At 73.8% G+C, this 15,002-nt stretch carries 15 protein-coding genes; 2 read left to right on the top strand and 13 right to left on the bottom strand.

Annotated features, from left to right (window positions below):
• Positions 1 to 59: 59 nt before the first annotated feature.
• Both ACIRBY_RS08350 and ACIRBY_RS08345 read left to right on the top strand, forming a co-directional pair.
• Positions 60 to 1,049 carry a GNAT family N-acetyltransferase gene (locus ACIRBY_RS08350; protein WP_403897822.1) on the top strand — a complete coding sequence of 330 codons (990 nt, stop codon included), beginning with the start codon at positions 60 to 62 and terminating at the stop codon, positions 1,047 to 1,049.
• Positions 1,046 to 1,837 carry a transglutaminase-like domain-containing protein gene (locus ACIRBY_RS08345; RefSeq protein ID WP_403897819.1) on the top strand — a complete coding sequence of 264 codons (792 nt, stop codon included), beginning with the start codon at positions 1,046 to 1,048 and terminating at the stop codon, positions 1,835 to 1,837. Before ACIRBY_RS08350 ends, ACIRBY_RS08345 begins: the two co-directional genes overlap by 4 nt.
• On the opposite strand, the gene ACIRBY_RS08340 is transcribed toward ACIRBY_RS08345, so the two are convergent.
• The 13 genes from ACIRBY_RS08340 to ACIRBY_RS08280 form a co-directional block, all read right to left on the bottom strand.
• Positions 1,830 to 3,077 (bottom strand): MFS transporter, encoded by a 1,248-nt coding sequence (locus tag ACIRBY_RS08340; RefSeq protein ID WP_403897817.1) that lies wholly within the window; start codon positions 3,075 to 3,077, stop codon positions 1,830 to 1,832. The two genes, ACIRBY_RS08345 and ACIRBY_RS08340, sit on opposite strands and share 8 nt — an antisense overlap.
• Positions 3,078 to 3,104: 27 nt before the next feature.
• Entirely contained in the window at positions 3,105 to 3,740 is a 636-nt protein-coding gene (locus tag ACIRBY_RS08335; RefSeq protein ID WP_403897814.1) for a response regulator, read from the bottom strand.
• Positions 3,737 to 4,861 carry a sensor histidine kinase gene (locus tag ACIRBY_RS08330; protein WP_403898249.1) on the bottom strand — a complete coding sequence of 375 codons (1,125 nt, stop codon included), beginning with the start codon at positions 4,859 to 4,861 and terminating at the stop codon, positions 3,737 to 3,739. The genes ACIRBY_RS08335 and ACIRBY_RS08330 overlap by 4 nt, the downstream gene beginning before the upstream one ends.
• Before the next feature lie 40 nt (positions 4,862 to 4,901).
• The gene (locus ACIRBY_RS08325) at positions 4,902 to 5,657 is read right to left on the bottom strand and encodes an ABC transporter permease (RefSeq protein ID WP_403898248.1); all 756 of its coding nucleotides are present in this window, start codon (positions 5,655 to 5,657) and stop codon (positions 4,902 to 4,904) included.
• A complete protein-coding gene (locus tag ACIRBY_RS08320; protein WP_366452633.1) occupies positions 5,651 to 6,610 on the bottom strand; it encodes an ABC transporter ATP-binding protein in 960 nt (319 codons plus the stop codon). Before ACIRBY_RS08320 ends, ACIRBY_RS08325 begins: the two co-directional genes overlap by 7 nt.
• 171 nt (positions 6,611 to 6,781) lie before the next feature.
• Positions 6,782 to 8,755 (bottom strand): hypothetical protein, encoded by a 1,974-nt coding sequence (locus tag ACIRBY_RS08315; RefSeq protein WP_403897810.1) that lies wholly within the window; start codon positions 8,753 to 8,755, stop codon positions 6,782 to 6,784.
• 357 nt (positions 8,756 to 9,112) lie between these two features.
• Entirely contained in the window at positions 9,113 to 9,496 is a 384-nt protein-coding gene (locus ACIRBY_RS08310) for a DUF6113 family protein (RefSeq protein WP_403897807.1), read from the bottom strand.
• Positions 9,493 to 10,398, bottom strand: coding sequence for an N-acetyl-1-D-myo-inositol-2-amino-2-deoxy-alpha-D-glucopyranoside deacetylase (gene mshB / locus ACIRBY_RS08305; RefSeq protein ID WP_403897804.1), 906 nt, complete (start codon positions 10,396 to 10,398; stop codon positions 9,493 to 9,495). The genes ACIRBY_RS08310 and mshB overlap by 4 nt, the downstream gene beginning before the upstream one ends.
• 22 nt (positions 10,399 to 10,420) lie before the next feature.
• Positions 10,421 to 10,615 carry a hypothetical protein gene (locus ACIRBY_RS08300; protein ID WP_042809907.1) on the bottom strand — a complete coding sequence of 65 codons (195 nt, stop codon included), beginning with the start codon at positions 10,613 to 10,615 and terminating at the stop codon, positions 10,421 to 10,423.
• A 418-nt stretch (positions 10,616 to 11,033) separates the two neighbouring features.
• Positions 11,034 to 12,095, bottom strand: coding sequence for an ABC transporter ATP-binding protein (locus ACIRBY_RS08295; RefSeq protein WP_403897800.1), 1,062 nt, complete (start codon positions 12,093 to 12,095; stop codon positions 11,034 to 11,036).
• On the bottom strand, positions 12,088 to 13,062 hold the full coding sequence (locus ACIRBY_RS08290) for an ABC transporter ATP-binding protein (RefSeq protein WP_403897797.1): 975 nt from the start codon (positions 13,060 to 13,062) through the stop codon (positions 12,088 to 12,090). Before ACIRBY_RS08290 ends, ACIRBY_RS08295 begins: the two co-directional genes overlap by 8 nt.
• A gap of 15 nt (positions 13,063 to 13,077) precedes the next feature.
• A complete protein-coding gene (locus tag ACIRBY_RS08285) occupies positions 13,078 to 14,079 on the bottom strand; it encodes an ABC transporter permease (RefSeq protein WP_366452639.1) in 1,002 nt (333 codons plus the stop codon).
• Positions 14,072 to 14,995, bottom strand: coding sequence for an ABC transporter permease (locus ACIRBY_RS08280; RefSeq protein WP_366452640.1), 924 nt, complete (start codon positions 14,993 to 14,995; stop codon positions 14,072 to 14,074). The genes ACIRBY_RS08285 and ACIRBY_RS08280 overlap by 8 nt, the downstream gene beginning before the upstream one ends.
• Between the last annotated feature and the right edge of the window lie 7 nt (positions 14,996 to 15,002).

Here is a 15,002-nt window from a genome sequence, read left to right as displayed (position 1 = left end):
GCCCGCACCTAGTATCTCCGTTCCCGGGCACGATCCGAACAGGAGGGGCGGACAGAGCTGTGGAAATCACTGCCGGTGGACTGCTGGAAATCCGTATTACCCCGGCTGACGTGGGTAAACGAGTCTCTGTGCGACGGGTGCAGGACCCGGTGGGCGGCTCCCCCGCCTTCACCGACGCGGTCGGCGTTCTCACATCATGGACCGGTGGTGTGCTGACGATCACACGCAAGGACGGGGTGTCCGTCCACATCCCGGAATCCGCGCTGGTGGCGGGCAAGGTGGTGCCGGCCGCGCCGGCCCGCCGCAGGGGTCCCGCGGCCTCCTTCGAGGAGCTGGCCCGGGTCACCGCGCGGGCCTGGCAGCCGCTGGAGAGCGAAGCGCTGGGCGGGTGGACGCTGCGGGCGGCCGCGGGGTTCACCCGGCGGGCCAACTCGGTGCTGCCGCTCGGCGATCCCGGGATACCCCTGGACGAAGCACTCGCGCGGGTGACGGCCTGGTACGCGCGCCGGGACCTGCCGGCCTACGTGCAGGCCGCGACCGGCGCCGCCGGCACCCAGGAGCTGCTCTGCGCGGAGCTGGAGCGGCGCGGCTGGGTCAACGAGGTCTCGGCGGAGGTCCGGACCGGGGGTCTGGCCCCCTTGGCCGACCAGGACGCGGACGTGTCGGGGGTCCGGCTGACCCGCGAGCCGGACGCGGAGTGGCTCGGCCGCTACGGCAAGGTCCGGGATCCCGGGCTGGCGCGGCGGATGCTGGTGGAGGGCCCGTCGGTGTGGTTCGCCTCGCTGGACGGCGGCCGGGCGATCGGGCGGTGCGTGGCCGACGGCCGCTGGGCCGGCTTCGGTGCGGTGGCGGTCGACCCGGAGCACCGGCGGCGGGGGCTCGCGACGGCGGTGATGACGGCGCTGGCCCGGCGGGCGCTGGAGGAGGGCGCGTCGGCGGCCTGGCTCCAGGTGGAGACGGACAATCCGGCCGCGCGCGCCCTGTACGACGGCATGGGCTTCGCCACGCACCACGCCTACCACCACTTCCGTGCCGGAGCCGGGGCGTGAGCGCGGCCTCGCGGGAGCTGTTCGCGGCGGAGGCCCGCGCCGAGCGGCCGGACCTGGCGCAGCTGTGCCTGCTGCTGGCGGCGGAGGCGGACCCGGAGCTCGACGAACGGGTCATGGACTGGGCACAGATCGAGCTGGACCGGCTGGCGGGGATGCTGCCGTACGGGCTGCGCGGGGCGAAGGCCTGGGCGGCGGCGGTGACGGACCTGCTGGGCGGCCGGCTGGGCTTCCACGGCACCCCGAAGGACTACGACCGGCTGGAGTCCTCGCTCCTGCACGAGGTGCTGCGGCGCCGGCGCGGGCTGCCGATCCTGCTGTCGGTGGTCTGGCTGGAGGTCGCGCGGCGGGCCGGGGCGCCGGTGTACGGGCTGGGGCTGCCGGGGCACTTCACGGTGGGCTTCGGGGACCCGGAGGAGGGGGTGGTGGTCGACCCGTTCGCGGGCGGCGCCTCGCTGGGCGCGGGCCCGGCGGAGCTCGCGCGGGGTCCGCGGACGCCCGCGCGCACCCTGGACATCGTCCTGCGCGTCCTGGGCAACATCCGGGCCTGGGCGTCGGCCCGGCCGGAGCACTCGGCGGTCGCCCTGTGGTCGCTGGACCTGTCCCTGCTGCTGCCGTCGCACCCGGCGGCGCTGCGCTACGAGCGGGCGCGGCTGCTGGTGGAGCGGGGCTCCTTCCAGGAGGGCGCGGCGGAGATGGACGCGTACGCGGTGGTCATGGACGCGGTCGACCCGGAGGCGGCGGTCCGCATCCGCACGGAGGCCTCCTCGGCCCGCGCCCTGCTCAACTGACGGGGGCCGCGTCGGCGGGTGCGGCGGCGGCCTCCGCCCGCCGGCGCACCTCGGCCAGGCGCGCGTTGTTCAGGACGGGCAGCACCAGGAGGGCGGCGAGGGCGATGGCCGCCCCGCCGGCGTAGAAGGAGGCAGGGACGCCGAACGCGGCGGCCACCGCGCCGCCCGCGATGCCCCCGAGGGCGAAGGAGCCCACCGCGACGACCCGGTAGACGGAGGTGACCCGGCCCATCAGGTCGCCCGGAACGATCTGCTGGCGCAGGGTGACCATGTGGACGGAGAGCACCAGGACCGCGAACCCGTCCAGGGCCATGAGGGCGACGGTCACCGCCGGGCTGACGGCCAGGCCCAGCCCCGCCGTGGCGGCGGCCGAGACCAGGCTGGCCAGCAGGATCAGGGTGCCGGGGGCGAACCACCGTCCGACCCGCCCGGCCGCCGTGCCGCCGAGGACCGCGCCGATCGCGCCGGCGGCGAGCAGCACGCCGTACCCCTGGTCGGAGACCCCGAGCTCGTCCTGTGCGAGCAGGACGAGCAGGCCGTAGCTCGCCGCCGTGGCCGCGTTGCCGACGGCGGCGACCAGGCTCAGGGCGCGCAGCACGGGCGAGGACCAGTACCAGCGCGCGCCGACGGCGATGTCCTGGCCGACGCTCCTCGCGGTGAGCCGCCCGGGGGCCGGCCCGTCCTGGCGCCGCGGCACCGGGGGGACGAGGGCCAGCAGGCCCACGGCGGCGAGGTATCCGGCCGTTCCCACGGCGAACGGCGCGGCGGCCGCCGCCGCGAAGAGGAAGCCTCCGATCGGCGGGCCGGCGAACTCGTTGCAGACCACGTAGGTCGTCTGCAGGCGGCTGTTGGCCCGGGTCAGGTCCTCGGGGCCGACCAGCATCGGGACCCATGCGGCGCAGACGCTGTCGTAGAGGGTCTCCGCGGTGCCGATCGCGAAGAAGACCGCGTACAGCAGGGGCATGGACAGGGTGTCGGTGAGGACGGCCGCCGCCAGGGTGGCGAAGGCCGCCGCCCGGATCCAGTTCGCGCTCTGGGCCACCTTCCGGCGGTCGAGGCGGTCGGCCAGCGCGCCGGAGACGAAGGCCAGCACCAGCCAGGGGGCGCGCTGGGCCACGCTGATGCCGGCGATCAGGGCCGGGTCGCGGGTGATCGTGGCCGCCAGCAGGGGCGCCGCGGCGAGGCTCACGCCGTCGGACAGGTTGGACGCGGCGGTCGCGGCCCACAGTTTTCTGAACATCGGAGCAGTCTCGTGAACCGCGCGCCGTCAGAGCCAGCCCTTTTCGCGGGCCACGCGGACGGCTTCCGCGCGGTTGCGGGCCGCGAGTTTCTGGATCGCCGTCGAGAGGTAGTTGCGGACCGTGCCCTGGGAGAGGGACAGGGCGGCCGCGAGTTCGGCGTTGGTCGCGCCGTGCTCCGCGGCGCGCAGGACCTCGCGCTCCCGCTCCGTGAGCGGGTTCGCGCCCTCCGCCAGGGCGGCCGCCGCGAGGGTGGGGTCGATGACGCGCTCGCCCGCGAGGACCTTGCGCACGGCCTGCGCGAGCTGCGCGGCCGGAGCGTCCTTGACCAGGAAGGCCGAGGCGCCCGCCTCCATCGCCCCGCGGAGGTAGCCGGGGCGGCCGAACGTGGTCAGGACGACGATCTTGAGGTCGGGAAGGGCGCGGCGCAGGGCCGCCGCCGCCTCGATGCCCGTCATGCCCGGCATCTCGATGTCCAGGAGGGCCACGTCCACGTCGTGGGCCAGGGCCGCCGCCACGACCTCGTCGCCGCGCGCCACCTGGACCGGCACCTCGATGTCCGGCTCCAGTCCCAGGAGGGCCGCGAGGGCCTCCCTGACCATGGACTGGTCCTCCGCCAGGAGGATGCGGATGGGGGGCCGGGCGGTGTCGGTGGCTTCCGTCATGACGCGGATCCTAGGGGGACCCTCGCCAACAAGCGGAAGCCGGCCTTCCCTGCCGGGCCCGCCCACAGGGTGCCGCCGACGGCCTCCAGACGTTCCGTCAGTCCCGTCAGGCCGTTGCCGGGGACCGCGGTGCCCCCCGTGCCGTCGTCGGTCACCGAGAGCTCCAGCACCGGTCCGGCGAGGGTCTGGCGGGGCGTCAGGGTGACCGTGCAGCGCTTGGCGCCGCTGTGCCGGACCACGTTGGTCACCGCCTCGCGCAGCGACCAGGCCAGCGCGCACTCCGGCTCCTCGGGGACCGGGTCGGTGAAGTCCGGGGGGAGGTCGGCCTTGACCCCCGCGGCCGCCAGTGCCGTACGGGCACCGGCGAGCTCGCCGGGCAGGGTGGGCCGCCGGTAGCCGCTGACGGCCTCACGCACGTCGACGAGCGCCTGGCGGCAGACCTTCTCGATGTCCGCCACCTGCTGGGCGGCCCGGTCGGGGTGGTCGGGCAGCATCCGGCCGGCGAGCTCGCTCTTGAGCGTGATCAGCGACAGCGAGTGGCCCAGCAGGTCGTGCAGGTCGCGGGCCATCCTCAGGCGCTCCTCGTTGGCCGCGAGCTGGGCCACCGTGGCCCGGGCCTGCCGCAGCTGCACGGTCGTGCGGATCATCTCGCGGACCCCGACCATCGCGAACCCGCCCATCAGGGACGGGATCAGCAGGCCGAACAGGTAGTCCCCGCCGTCCGGCACCGTGAGGGCCAGCGCCGCCAGCAGCGCCGTCGCGCCGGGCACCGTCAGGCGGGACACCCGGGCCGGCAGGGCGGCGCCGGAGGAGATGGAGACGTAGACGAACAGCACCAGCCACTCGCGGCCCAGGGACAGCGACAGCACCGCGGCCTCGGTGCTGAGCAGCGCCAACGACAGCAGGACCGACCGCACCGGCCGCGGCCGGTCGGGCCGGAACACCAGCCTGAGGTACCAGCAGACGAAGGCCAGCAGGCCCAGCCCGCCGAGCACCCGGGCCCCGGCGCTGTGCCCGCCCCGCACCAGGTCGGTGACCGGGGCGCTGAGGTAGAAGAGCCAGATGCCGTTCCAGAGGGTCTTGACGACCCGGTGCACGGCGGTGTCGGATGCCGGGCCCAGCGGGCTCGCGTCCGCGTCCTCCTGCGTCAGCGCCACGGTCCTACGCCTTCAGTGAGTCCTTGCGGTACAGCCAGGCGGCCGCACCGGTGAACAGTACGAAGTACCCGGCGAGGATCGCCACGTCCTTGACGTGCGGGGCCCCGCCCAGCTCGATGGCCTGGCCCAGGCCCGCGTAGGCGTGGGTCGGCAGCCACTCGCAGATGTCCTGGAGCCACTGCGGGAAGGCGGCGGTGGGCATCCACAGGCCGCCGAGGATCGACAGGCCGAAGTAGAAGAGCATGCTCAGGGGCCGGACGTTGTCCGCGCTGGCCAGGTAGCCGATGGCCACGCCCAGGGCGGCGAAGACGAGGCTGCCGGCCCAGATGGAGCCGGTCAGGGCGAGCCACTGCCAGGCCTCGAAGCGGACGCCCTTGGCCAGGGCGGCGACCGCGAAGACCACCAGGATCGCCGGCAGCGAGAGCACGCCCGCGCTGGCGGTCTTGCCGAGCACGTAGCCGTGGCCGGGCAGGGCCGTCAGGCGCAGCTGGCGCACCCAGCCGCTCTCGCGCTCCTTGGCGATGCGCTCGGCGTTGCCGACCAGGACCGCGGTCAGGGCGCCGAAGGAGGCCATGGCGACCATGTAGAAGGCGGGCATGGTCAGTTGGGTGCCCATGACCTTGGTGGTGCCGTCCAGGGTGCCGCCGAGCATCAGGAAGAGGGCGGCCGGGTAGAGCAGCGTGAAGAAGATGTACTTCTTGTTCCGCAGGGCGCGGGAGATCTCCAGCTTGACCAGGTTCAGCGTTCCGGTGTTCACGATGCGTCGGCCTCCTCGGCCTCGGTGAGGGCGATGAAGGCCTGCTCCAGGCCGAGGCCCGCGACCTCCAGGTTGCGGGGGTAGAGGCCGAGCGCGTACACGGCGTGGACGGTGGCGTCGGCGTCGCGCGACTGGAGCCGCACGGTGGAGCCGTTGACCTCGAAGGAGGTCAGGCCGGGCAGGGCGCGCAGGGCCTGGCGGTCGATCTCGCCGTCGAGGTCGAAGGCGACCTTCCGGGCGCCGGCCTTGGCCTTGATCTCGGCGGCGGTGCCGTCGGCGAGCAGCCGGCCCTTGTTCAGGACCAGTACCCGGTCGGCGATCGCGTCCGCCTCCTCCAGGTAGTGGGTGGCGAACAGGACCGTGCGGCCCTGGGCGGCCTGCTCCCGCATGGTGGCCCAGAAGGCCTGGCGGGCGGTGACGTCCATGCCGGTGGTCGGCTCGTCCAGGATGATCAGGTCGTTGTGGCCGGCGGTGGCGAGCGCGAAGCGCACGCGCTGCTCCTGGCCGCCGGAGAGCTTGTTGACCATCCGTCCGGCGATCTCCTCGATGCCGGCGCGGGAGAGCACCTCCTCGACCGGGTACGGGCGGGGGTGCAGGGCGCAGCCGAGGGTGACGAGCTCGCGCACGGTCACCTCCTCCATCAGGCCGCCGCTCTGGAGCATGGCGCCGACCCGGCCGGCCGTGACGGCCTCGCGGGGGGTGGTGCCGAAGAGGCGGACGGTGCCGGAGTCGGCGGGGCGCAGGCCCAGGAGGAGGTCGAGGGTGGAGGACTTGCCGGCGCCGTTGGGGCCCAGCAGCGCCACGGTCTCGCCCGGGTGCAGTTCGAGGGACAGCCCGTCGACGGCCCGGACCTGTCCGTAGCTCTTGGTCACGTTCTGGAAGCTCACCACGGTGCCGCTGCCGGCACCGCGTGCGGGTCCGGGGGCTCCGGACTGCGTCGCGGTCGTCGTCGTCATGTACCGAGCTTCTCCCGGACCGGGGTGGGGGCGGCAGTGTCGTCAGTCGTGACAGCTGCATGACAGATGTCATACGGCCGGGGTGACACGCACGGTCGGGGCGGGTGCGGGAAACGCGGGAGCCCCTTCCCGGGATCCGGGAAGGGGCTCCTCGCGGCGGCTGCCGGGACCTCAGTTGGCGTTCGTGTCGATGGACACGACGCGCTCGGCCGCGGTCTTGCCGACGAGGCCCCTGCCGAGGGCGCCCGCGACGTCCTGCGGGGTGACGGGGGTCTTCTGGCCCGTGCCCCGGGTGATCAGGACCCCGTCGAAGGCGTTGCCGTAGGTGGCCTTGAGGGCCTCCAGGTCGTACTTCTCGACGAGCTTGCCCTGCACCGGCTGCATGCTGAGGATCTTGGGCAGGGACTTGGCGCCGAAGGCCAGCGACTTGGTGCCCGCCTTGACGGTCACGGGGGCGGACATGGCGGGCTCGGCGAACTCCTTCATGGCCCGGTTCAGTTCCGCCTGGCTGACGGTCGGTTCCTTGGTGGCGGTGGGGAGTTCGACGGGGGCCGCCTTGCCGTTCGCGACGAGCTCGCGGAAGGCCTTGGTGACCCGGTCCACGGAGCTGTCGACGTCCAGGCTGGTGCCGGCCTTGCCGGGGACGGCGACGGCCTTGCCGGTGTCGAAGGTGATGGTGCCCTCGGACGCGGTGCCGGCGGTGCCGGCGAGCTCCTGGAGGGAGTCCTTCAGCTTCTCCTCGTCGACCGGCATGACGGCGGACGCCGTGCGCTCGACGCCGAACAGCGAGCCGATGACCGTGATCGGGTTGTAGTCGCTGCCGGTGGCGTTGCGGACGGTGGTCTGGCTGTCGAGGGTCAGGCCGGCCTTCTCGGGCTTCAGCTCGACGGTCTTGCCGCCGACGCTGAGCTGGAGCGGGGTGGAGGACCGCTTGCCGAAGGCCGTCTGGAGCTTGGCGACGGCGTCGTCGCGGCTGCCGCTGATGTCCACGCCGAGGACGGTGGTGCCCTTGGGGATGTCGGAGTGGTTCATGAGCAGCCCGGCGCCGTAGGCCACGCCGACGAGGGCGACGAGGCCCCCGCCGAGCAGGACCAGTTTGGAGCGGCCCTTCTTCTTGGCGGGCTTGCCGGCCGGGGCCGCCTTGCCGGGCTTGCCGGACTTCCCGGCGGGGGCCGGGGCGGGCATCGGCAGGGGCGGCTGCGGGCCGGGGGGCGGGACGGCCGGGCCGGTCCGGGGGCCGGGGGCGGGGGTGTCCAGGGCCTCGGGGCCGGGCCAGCGCGGGGTCTCCTCGGCGCCCACGGGCACGGTGCCCAGGGCGGGCCCGCCGGTCGGCCCGGCGGGCTCGGTGAAGGCGGGGAAGGCCTCGGTGGAGGGGCCGTTGTCGTACGCCGCGTACCCCTGGGCCGAGCCCGCGCCGGGGCCGCCGATGCCGGGGCCGGGGGCGGGGGCGAACCCGGCGCCGGAGCCGGTGCCGGGGGCCGGAGCGGGCGGCTGCGGGCGGCCGGGGGCCGCCGGGGGCGCGAAGCCCGCCCCGGTGCCGGGGCCGTCGAACGGGGCGGCACCCGGGCCGGTGCCGGAGCCGGCGCGCGGGGCGGCGTCGAAGCCGTTGCCGGAGCCGCCGCGCGGGCCGCCGCCCGGGGCGGCGTCGAAGCCGCTGCCGGGGCCGGTGGCGGGACCGCCGCCGGGGGCGTTGCCGGGGCCGGGCGCGGAGGAGCCGTAGCTCGCGGCGGGCGCCGGGGCGGCGGGGGCCGCGGGCGGGGGCGGCGCCGCCTTGCGCGGGGCGAACCAGCCGCCGTCCGACGCCGGCTCGGCGGGGGCCTTGGCGGCCGGGGCCGGCGCGGGCGTCTGGGCGGTGGGCCGCGCCGGCAGGGCGGCGCGCACGGGGGGCTGGGCCTGGCCGCGCGGGGCGGGAGCCTGGCCGCGGGGGGCCTGGGCCTGGCCGCGGGGGGCCGGAGCCTGGCCGCGGGGGGACTGCTCGGGCTCCGCGGAGCCGGGCGCCGCCTCCGCGGAGGCGTCCTTCACGGGCTTGCGGACGACCACGGGCGGGATGGGCCGCGAACCCGGGATGTTGATCCGGATCCGGGTCGTCAGGGTGGTCTCGGTCTTCGGCCCGTCGGTGTCGGGCGTGGACGGGTTCGAAGTCACAGGATTCTCCTCCGGGGCGGTCGCCGCGCCAGGCCGAGGCGGCGGGGACGTGGGCGCGGACTGGCCGGTTCCATACGGCGGCGTACCCGAGGGGTAGGCGGCCCCGCCGAGCCCTTGGGGCCCGGGGGACGAACTGTCAGTTTCACGACTCAAGGCAGGTTCTCCCGGTTGGCTCCGCCGCCCGCGTGCCGTGCGCGGGCAGCTCGGCGGCCCGTCCACCATACTGGCCGCCGCCCGCACGCAACTGTCCCAGGGGAATGAAAGGTTCCTCTTACCCCTCCCGGAACCCCTCTCCGAGGGTCCGTCAAACCCCCGCAAGCCGTCCCCGATCAGGGGGAGCGGGAGTTCGGCGGCCGGTCAGCCGCCCGATTTCGAGGCCGAAACCGGCGGTTCCACGGGCCCGCGCATCGTGGCGCAGATCACAGCGACCGCACTTCCCCCCAAAAGGTATGCGTACATGCCCATTCCGGAGGAACCGAGCAGGAAGTCCCCTTCGGCGCGCGGGACACCGAGCAGGACGTACGAGAGGAACCAGCCGGCCGCCGCGACGCCCACGCCGAGCCCCCCGCCGAGGGCGATCCGGGCCCCGAGGAACAGCCCGAGCAGGGCCAGCACGGCGAGCAGCAGCCCGGCCGGGAACCACAGGTCCACCACGAGCCAGCCTGCCAGGCCGGTGGCCGTCCCGGCGACCAGCAGGCCCAGCAGGGCGGCGATCCGCCCCGCGGTCATCGCCGTGGTCACTCCCCCACCCCCGCGAAGAGGTCCCGCTCGCGCTCGCCGTCCGGGGCCCCGGACTCGCCCACGGCCAACTCGTAGTACTCGCGCGCGAACAGCGGCTGGGCCAGGTCGTTCGAGAGGGCGAAGAACGGGCCGTCGACGGCGATCTGGGTGGCGTGGGCCCGCATGGCGGCCGCCTTGGCCTCCACCAGCCCCCGCTCGCCCTCGGCGTCGCCGATCTCGGCGGTGATCCGCCCGTCGGGGACCACGCCCGGCACGTCGGCCGGGGTCGCGAGGCCGGGGAAGGGCAGTGCGGCGCCCCGTGCGCGCAGCCGCGCGAAGCCCTCCTCGACGGCGGAGAGCGGGACCCGGTTCCAGTAGACCTTCGCGATGGCGTGCGGGGCGCCCAGTTCGGGGCGGTACGCCGGGTCGGCGGCCAGCTCCGCGCCCCGCATGGCGACGCGGTGGGCCTGGATGTGGTCGGGGTGGCCGTAGCCGCCGTCCGGGTCGTAGGTGACGAGGACCTGCGGGCGCAGCTCGCGGATGACCTCGACGAGGTGGCCGGCGGCCTCGTCCACGCCGGTGGACCAGAAGGCGCCGGGGCGGGCGTTCTGCGGGGCGCCCATCATCCCGGAGTCCCGGAAGCGGCCGGTGCCGCCGAGGAAGCGGTGGTCGGCGACCCCCAGCTCCTTCATGGCGGCGGCGAGCTCGCCGACCCGGAACGGGCCCAGGGTGTCGTCGCGGTCCGGCGCGAGGTGGGCCAGCTCGGGCGGGATGACCTCGCCCTCCTCGCCGAGGGTGCAGGTCACCAGCGCGACATGGGCGCCCTCGGCCGCGTACTTGGCCATGGTGACGCCGTTGTTGATCGACTCGTCGTCCGGGTGCGCGTGCACGAGGAGCAGACGACGGGCGGGAAGACCGTTCATGGGGCCAGCCTACGAGCAGGACCTACAGCTTGAGGCCACTGATCATGTTCGCCACGTTCGACGTGAGCTGGCTGAGGGTGGGAGCCACGGTCGAACTCGCCAGGTAGAACCCGAGCAGTACGCAGACGAACGCGTGCCCCGCCTTCAGTCCCGACCTCCGGACCAGAAGGAAGACGACGATCGCCAGCAGCACCACGGCCGAGATCGATAGCGCCACGGCGTTTCACCTCCACGTCGAGCGGACATCGGTACGCGTACTCGTGCTCGGCGATTCATACCCACCGTGCGCTACGGATCATAACTATCCGTACCAGTGCATCGGTCGAATTCCGGCAGCACGAGGGGCGCATACCGCGCACGCCCGGGGGCGCGCGGGAGCGGGACCGGAGGCCCTCGCGCCCGCCCGCCGGGCCGCCCGCGCCCGTGCGGCCGTATCCCGCCCGGTCGGGCGGGGCCGGAACTCGGGGCAGAATCGGTCAAGTCGCCCTCACGGCCCCCCGGTTGGGCCGGAAACGGAGCGACGCGGACCGGCTACCCGGCGTGGCTGGAAATGATCGGTCCAGGGGGCCCGGTCCCCCGTCCTGAAACGTTCGAACGGCCCCGGGTACGGGCCCCTCACCGGCGCGCCCCGCACCCTACTCCCCCTCCGGCGGGGCATCCGGCGGCCCGGGTTCACCGGGGGCGGGGACCACCTGCCGCTCCGCCGCGAAGTGGCAGGCCGACGGGTGCGCCGCCGGACCCGGGGGGAAGGCCGGCGGGACGGCCAGCGGCGGCACCTCCGTGGCGCAGCGGGATTCGGCCTTCCAGCAGCGGGTGCGGAAGCGGCAGCCCGAGGGCGGGTTGGCCGGGGACGGTACGTCGCCGGAGAGCAGGATCCGGTCCCGGTGGGCGCGGGCCCGGGGGTCGGGCACCGGCACCGCGGAGAGCAGCGCCTGGGTGTACGGGTGGGTGGGGTGGTCGTAGATCTGGGCGTCGGTGCCGGTCTCGGCGAGCCGGCCCAGGTACATGACCCCGACCCGGTCGGAGATGTGCCGGACGATCGACAGGTCGTGCGCGATGAAGACGTAGGACAGGCCGAGGTCCGCCTGGAGCCGTTCGAGGAGGTTGACGACCTGGGCCTGGACGGAGACGTCGAGGGCGGAGACGGGCTCGTCCGCGACGATGATCTCGGGCCGGAGCGCGAGCCCGCGGGCGATGCCGATGCGCTGGCGCTGGCCGCCGGAGAACTGGTGCGGGTACCGGTTGATGTACTCCGGGTTCAGGCCCACCACGTCCAGCAGTTCCCGGACCCGGCGCCGCCGGTCGCCCTTCGGGGCCACCTCGGGGTGGATCTCGTACGGCTCGCCGATGATGTCGCCGACCGTCATGCGCGGGTTCAGCGAGGTGTACGGGTCCTGGAACACCATCTGGATGTTGCGGCGCACGGCCTTGAGGGCCTTGCCCGACAGCTTCGTGACGTCCTCGCCCTTGTACGAGATCACCCCGGCGGTCGGGCGCTCCAGGTGGACCAGCATCCTGGCGACGGTGGACTTACCGCAGCCGGACTCGCCGACGATGCCGAGGGTCTCGCCGGCCGCGAGGTCGAAGGAGACCCCGTCGACGGCCTTGACCGCGCCGATCTGCTTCTTGAAGAGGATGCCCTGGGTGAGGGGGTAGTGCTTGACGAGGTCGCGCACCTCCAGGATGGGCTCAGGCACCGAGGCACTCCTTCCAGAAGAAGCAGGCGCTGGCCCGGTCGGGGGCGACCGCGGCGAGCGGCGGGACCTCGGCCCGGCAGGCGGCGCGGGCCATCGGGCAGCGCGGGTTGAAGGCGCAGCCGGGCGGGATGGCCAGCAGGTTCGGGGGCAGGCCCTTGATGGCGTAGAGCTCCTGGCCCTTCTGGTCCAGGCGCGGGATCGAGTCGAGCAGGCCCCGGGTGTACGGGTGGGCGGGCGCCCGGTAGACGGCGTCGACGGGGGCGGTCTCGACGATCCGGCCCGCGTACATGACGGCGATCCTGTCGGCCACGTCGGCGACGACGCCGAGGTCGTGCGTGATCAGGATCAGCCCCATGTTGAGTTCGCGCCGCAGGTCCGCCAGCAGGTCCATGACCTGGGCCTGGACGGTGACGTCGAGGGCGGTGGTGGGTTCGTCGGCGATGATCAGGGAGGGTTCCAGGGCCAGCGCCATGGCGATCATGATGCGCTGGCGCATCCCGCCGGAGAACTGGTGCGGGTAGTCCCCCACGCGCTGCCGGGCCGCCGGGATCTTCACCCGGTCCATCAGCTCGACGGCCCGGGCGCGGGAGTCCTTGCGGGACATCCCGCGGTGGACCTCGAACATCTCGCCGAGCTGGGCGCCGACGGTGAGCACGGGGTTGAGGGAGGAGAGGGCGTCCTGGAAGATCATCGCCATCTCGGCGCCGCGGATCCTCCTGCGCTCCTCCTCCTTCATCTTCAGCAGGTCCCTGCCCTTGAAGAGGATCTGGCCGCCCGCGATCCGGCCGGGCGGTGTTTCGAGGATCCCCATCACGGCCTGCGCCGTCACCGACTTGCCCGAGCCGGACTCGCCGAGCACGGCGAGGGTCTCGCCCTCGTCCACCGCGTAGTCGACCCCGTTGACGGCCTTGGCGACCCCGTCGCGGGTGGTGAACTCCACGTGCAGGTCGCGGACTTCGAGCAGCATCTGGCGGCTCACTCCTCAGCGCAGCTTGGGGTCGAGGGCGTCGCGCACCGCGTCGCCGAGCATGATGAAGGCGAGCACGGTCAGGCTCAGGGCCAGGGCGGGCCAGAGCAGCATGTGCGGGGCGTTGCGGATCTGGGAGGCGGCGTTGGAGATGTCGATGCCCCAGGAGACGGTGGGCGGGCGCAGGCCCACGCCGAGGAAGGACAGGGTGGCCTCCAGGGCGATGTAGGTGCCCAGCGCGATGGTGGCGACGACGATGACCGGGGCGACGGCGTTGGGCGCGACGTGCCGCAGCAGGATGCGGGCGTTGCCGGCGCCGAGGGCCCGGGCGGCCTGGACGTAGTCGTTCTGTTTGGCGGTGATCACCGAGCCGCGGGCGATGCGGGCCAGCTGCGGCCAGCCGAGGAGCACGATGAAGCCGACGACGGGCCAGACGGTGGTGCTGGTGACCACGGACAGGAAGACGAGCCCGCCGAGGATGACGGGGATCCCGAAGAAGATGTCCGCCACCCGGGAGAGCAGGGAGTCGCCCCAGCCGCCGAAGAACCCGGCGAGCCCGCCGAGGGCGGAGCCCAGCAGGGCGGCGCCGAGGGTGGCGCAGATGCCGACGGTGATGGAGGCGCGGGCCCCGTACACGGTGCGGGTGTAGACGTCGCAGCCCTGGGTGTCGTAGCCGAAGGGGTGTCCGGGCGAGGAGCCCTGCTGGGACTTGGACAGCTCGCAGTGGAGCGGGTCGCCGCTCGCGATGAGCTGGGGCCAGAGGGAGATGACCACCAGGAAGAGGATGAAGAGGGAGGAGACGATGAAGACGGGGTTGCGGCGCAGCTGGTGCCAGGCGTCGGACCACAGGGAGCGGGCCCGCTCCCGGGGTGCGGAGGGGTCGGGGTCGAGGGGCTTCTCCAGGCTCTCGGCCTCGTCCAGCGCGAGGTCCATGACACCTCCCTGCCCGGTCGGGGCGACGGCCTCGTTCTCGCCCGGTCCCACCGGGTCGTAGGGCTGTGGTTCGGGTTCAGGCATAGCGGATCCTCGGGTCCAGGACCGCGTAGAGCAGGTCGACGAGCAGGTTCGCCACGAGGAAGACGATGACGAGGATGGTCACGAAGCCCACCACGGTGGGCGAGTTGCCGCGCAGGATGCCCTGGTAGAGCTGGTAGCCGACGCCGTGGATGTTGAAGATCCGCTCGGTGACGATGGCCCCGCCCATGAGGGCGCCGATGTCGGTGCCGATGAAGGTGACCACCGGGATGAGGGAGTTGCGCAGCAGGTGGCGGCCGACGACCCGGCGGCGCGGCAGTCCCTTGGCGACGGCGGTGCGGACGTAGTCGGCCTTGGCGTTCTCGGCGATGGAGGTCCGCGAGAGCCGGGTGACGTAGGCGAGGGAGACCAGGGCGAGGACGATGCCGGGCAGGATCAGCTCGCCGAAGGGGGCGTCCGGGGAGACGGTGGGGCGCACCCAGCCCCATTTGACGCCGAAGAGGTACTGGAGCAGGTAGCCGGTGACGAAGGTGGGCACCGAGATGACGACGAGGGTGGCCACCAGCAGCGTGGTGTCGATCGTCTTGCCCCGGCGCAGTCCGCTGACCACGCCGAGGGTGATGCCGACGACGATCTCGATGAGGATCGCGACGCAGGTCAGGCGGAGGGTGACGGGGAAGGCGGTGGCCATCAGGTCGGTCACCGACTGCCCGTTGAAGGCCGTGCCGAAGTCGCCCTTGAAGATCTGCCCCATGTAGTGGACGTACTGCTGCCACAGGGGGCGGTCGAGGTAGAGGTCCTTGCGGATGCGCGCGGCGGTGGCGGGGTCGGGGGCCTTGTCGCCGAAGAGGGCGGCCACGGGGTCGCCGAGGGCGTAGACCATGAAGAAGATCAGGAAGGTGCTGCCGATGAACACGGGGATCATCTGGAGCAGCCGCCGGATCACGTAACGTCCCATGGATGCT

It is taken from the genome of Streptomyces sp. NPDC096136 (genome assembly GCF_044763325.1).
Taxonomy (GTDB): Bacteria; Actinomycetota; Actinomycetes; order Streptomycetales; family Streptomycetaceae; genus Streptomyces.
This window is presented reverse-complemented; position numbering and strand designations above follow the sequence as displayed.

What these genes read in the sequence shown, in the direction of transcription:
- mshB (WP_403897804.1), bottom strand. Translation starts at nt 10,398, where the DNA reads ATGAACGGTCTTCCCGCCCGTCGTCTGCTCCTCGTGCACGCGCACCCG.
- ACIRBY_RS08340 (WP_403897817.1), bottom strand. Translation starts at nt 3,077, where the DNA reads ATGTTCAGAAAACTGTGGGCCGCGACCGCCGCGTCCAACCTGTCCGAC.
- ACIRBY_RS08335 (WP_403897814.1), bottom strand. Translation starts at nt 3,740, where the DNA reads ATGACGGAAGCCACCGACACCGCCCGGCCCCCCATCCGCATCCTCCTG.
- ACIRBY_RS08320 (WP_366452633.1), bottom strand. Translation starts at nt 6,610, where the DNA reads ATGACGACGACGACCGCGACGCAGTCCGGAGCCCCCGGACCCGCACGC.
- ACIRBY_RS08285 (WP_366452639.1), bottom strand. Translation starts at nt 14,079, where the DNA reads ATGCCTGAACCCGAACCACAGCCCTACGACCCGGTGGGACCGGGCGAG.
- ACIRBY_RS08280 (WP_366452640.1), bottom strand. Translation starts at nt 14,995, where the DNA reads ATGGGACGTTACGTGATCCGGCGGCTGCTCCAGATGATCCCCGTGTTC.
- ACIRBY_RS08290 (WP_403897797.1), bottom strand. Translation starts at nt 13,062, where the DNA reads ATGCTGCTCGAAGTCCGCGACCTGCACGTGGAGTTCACCACCCGCGAC.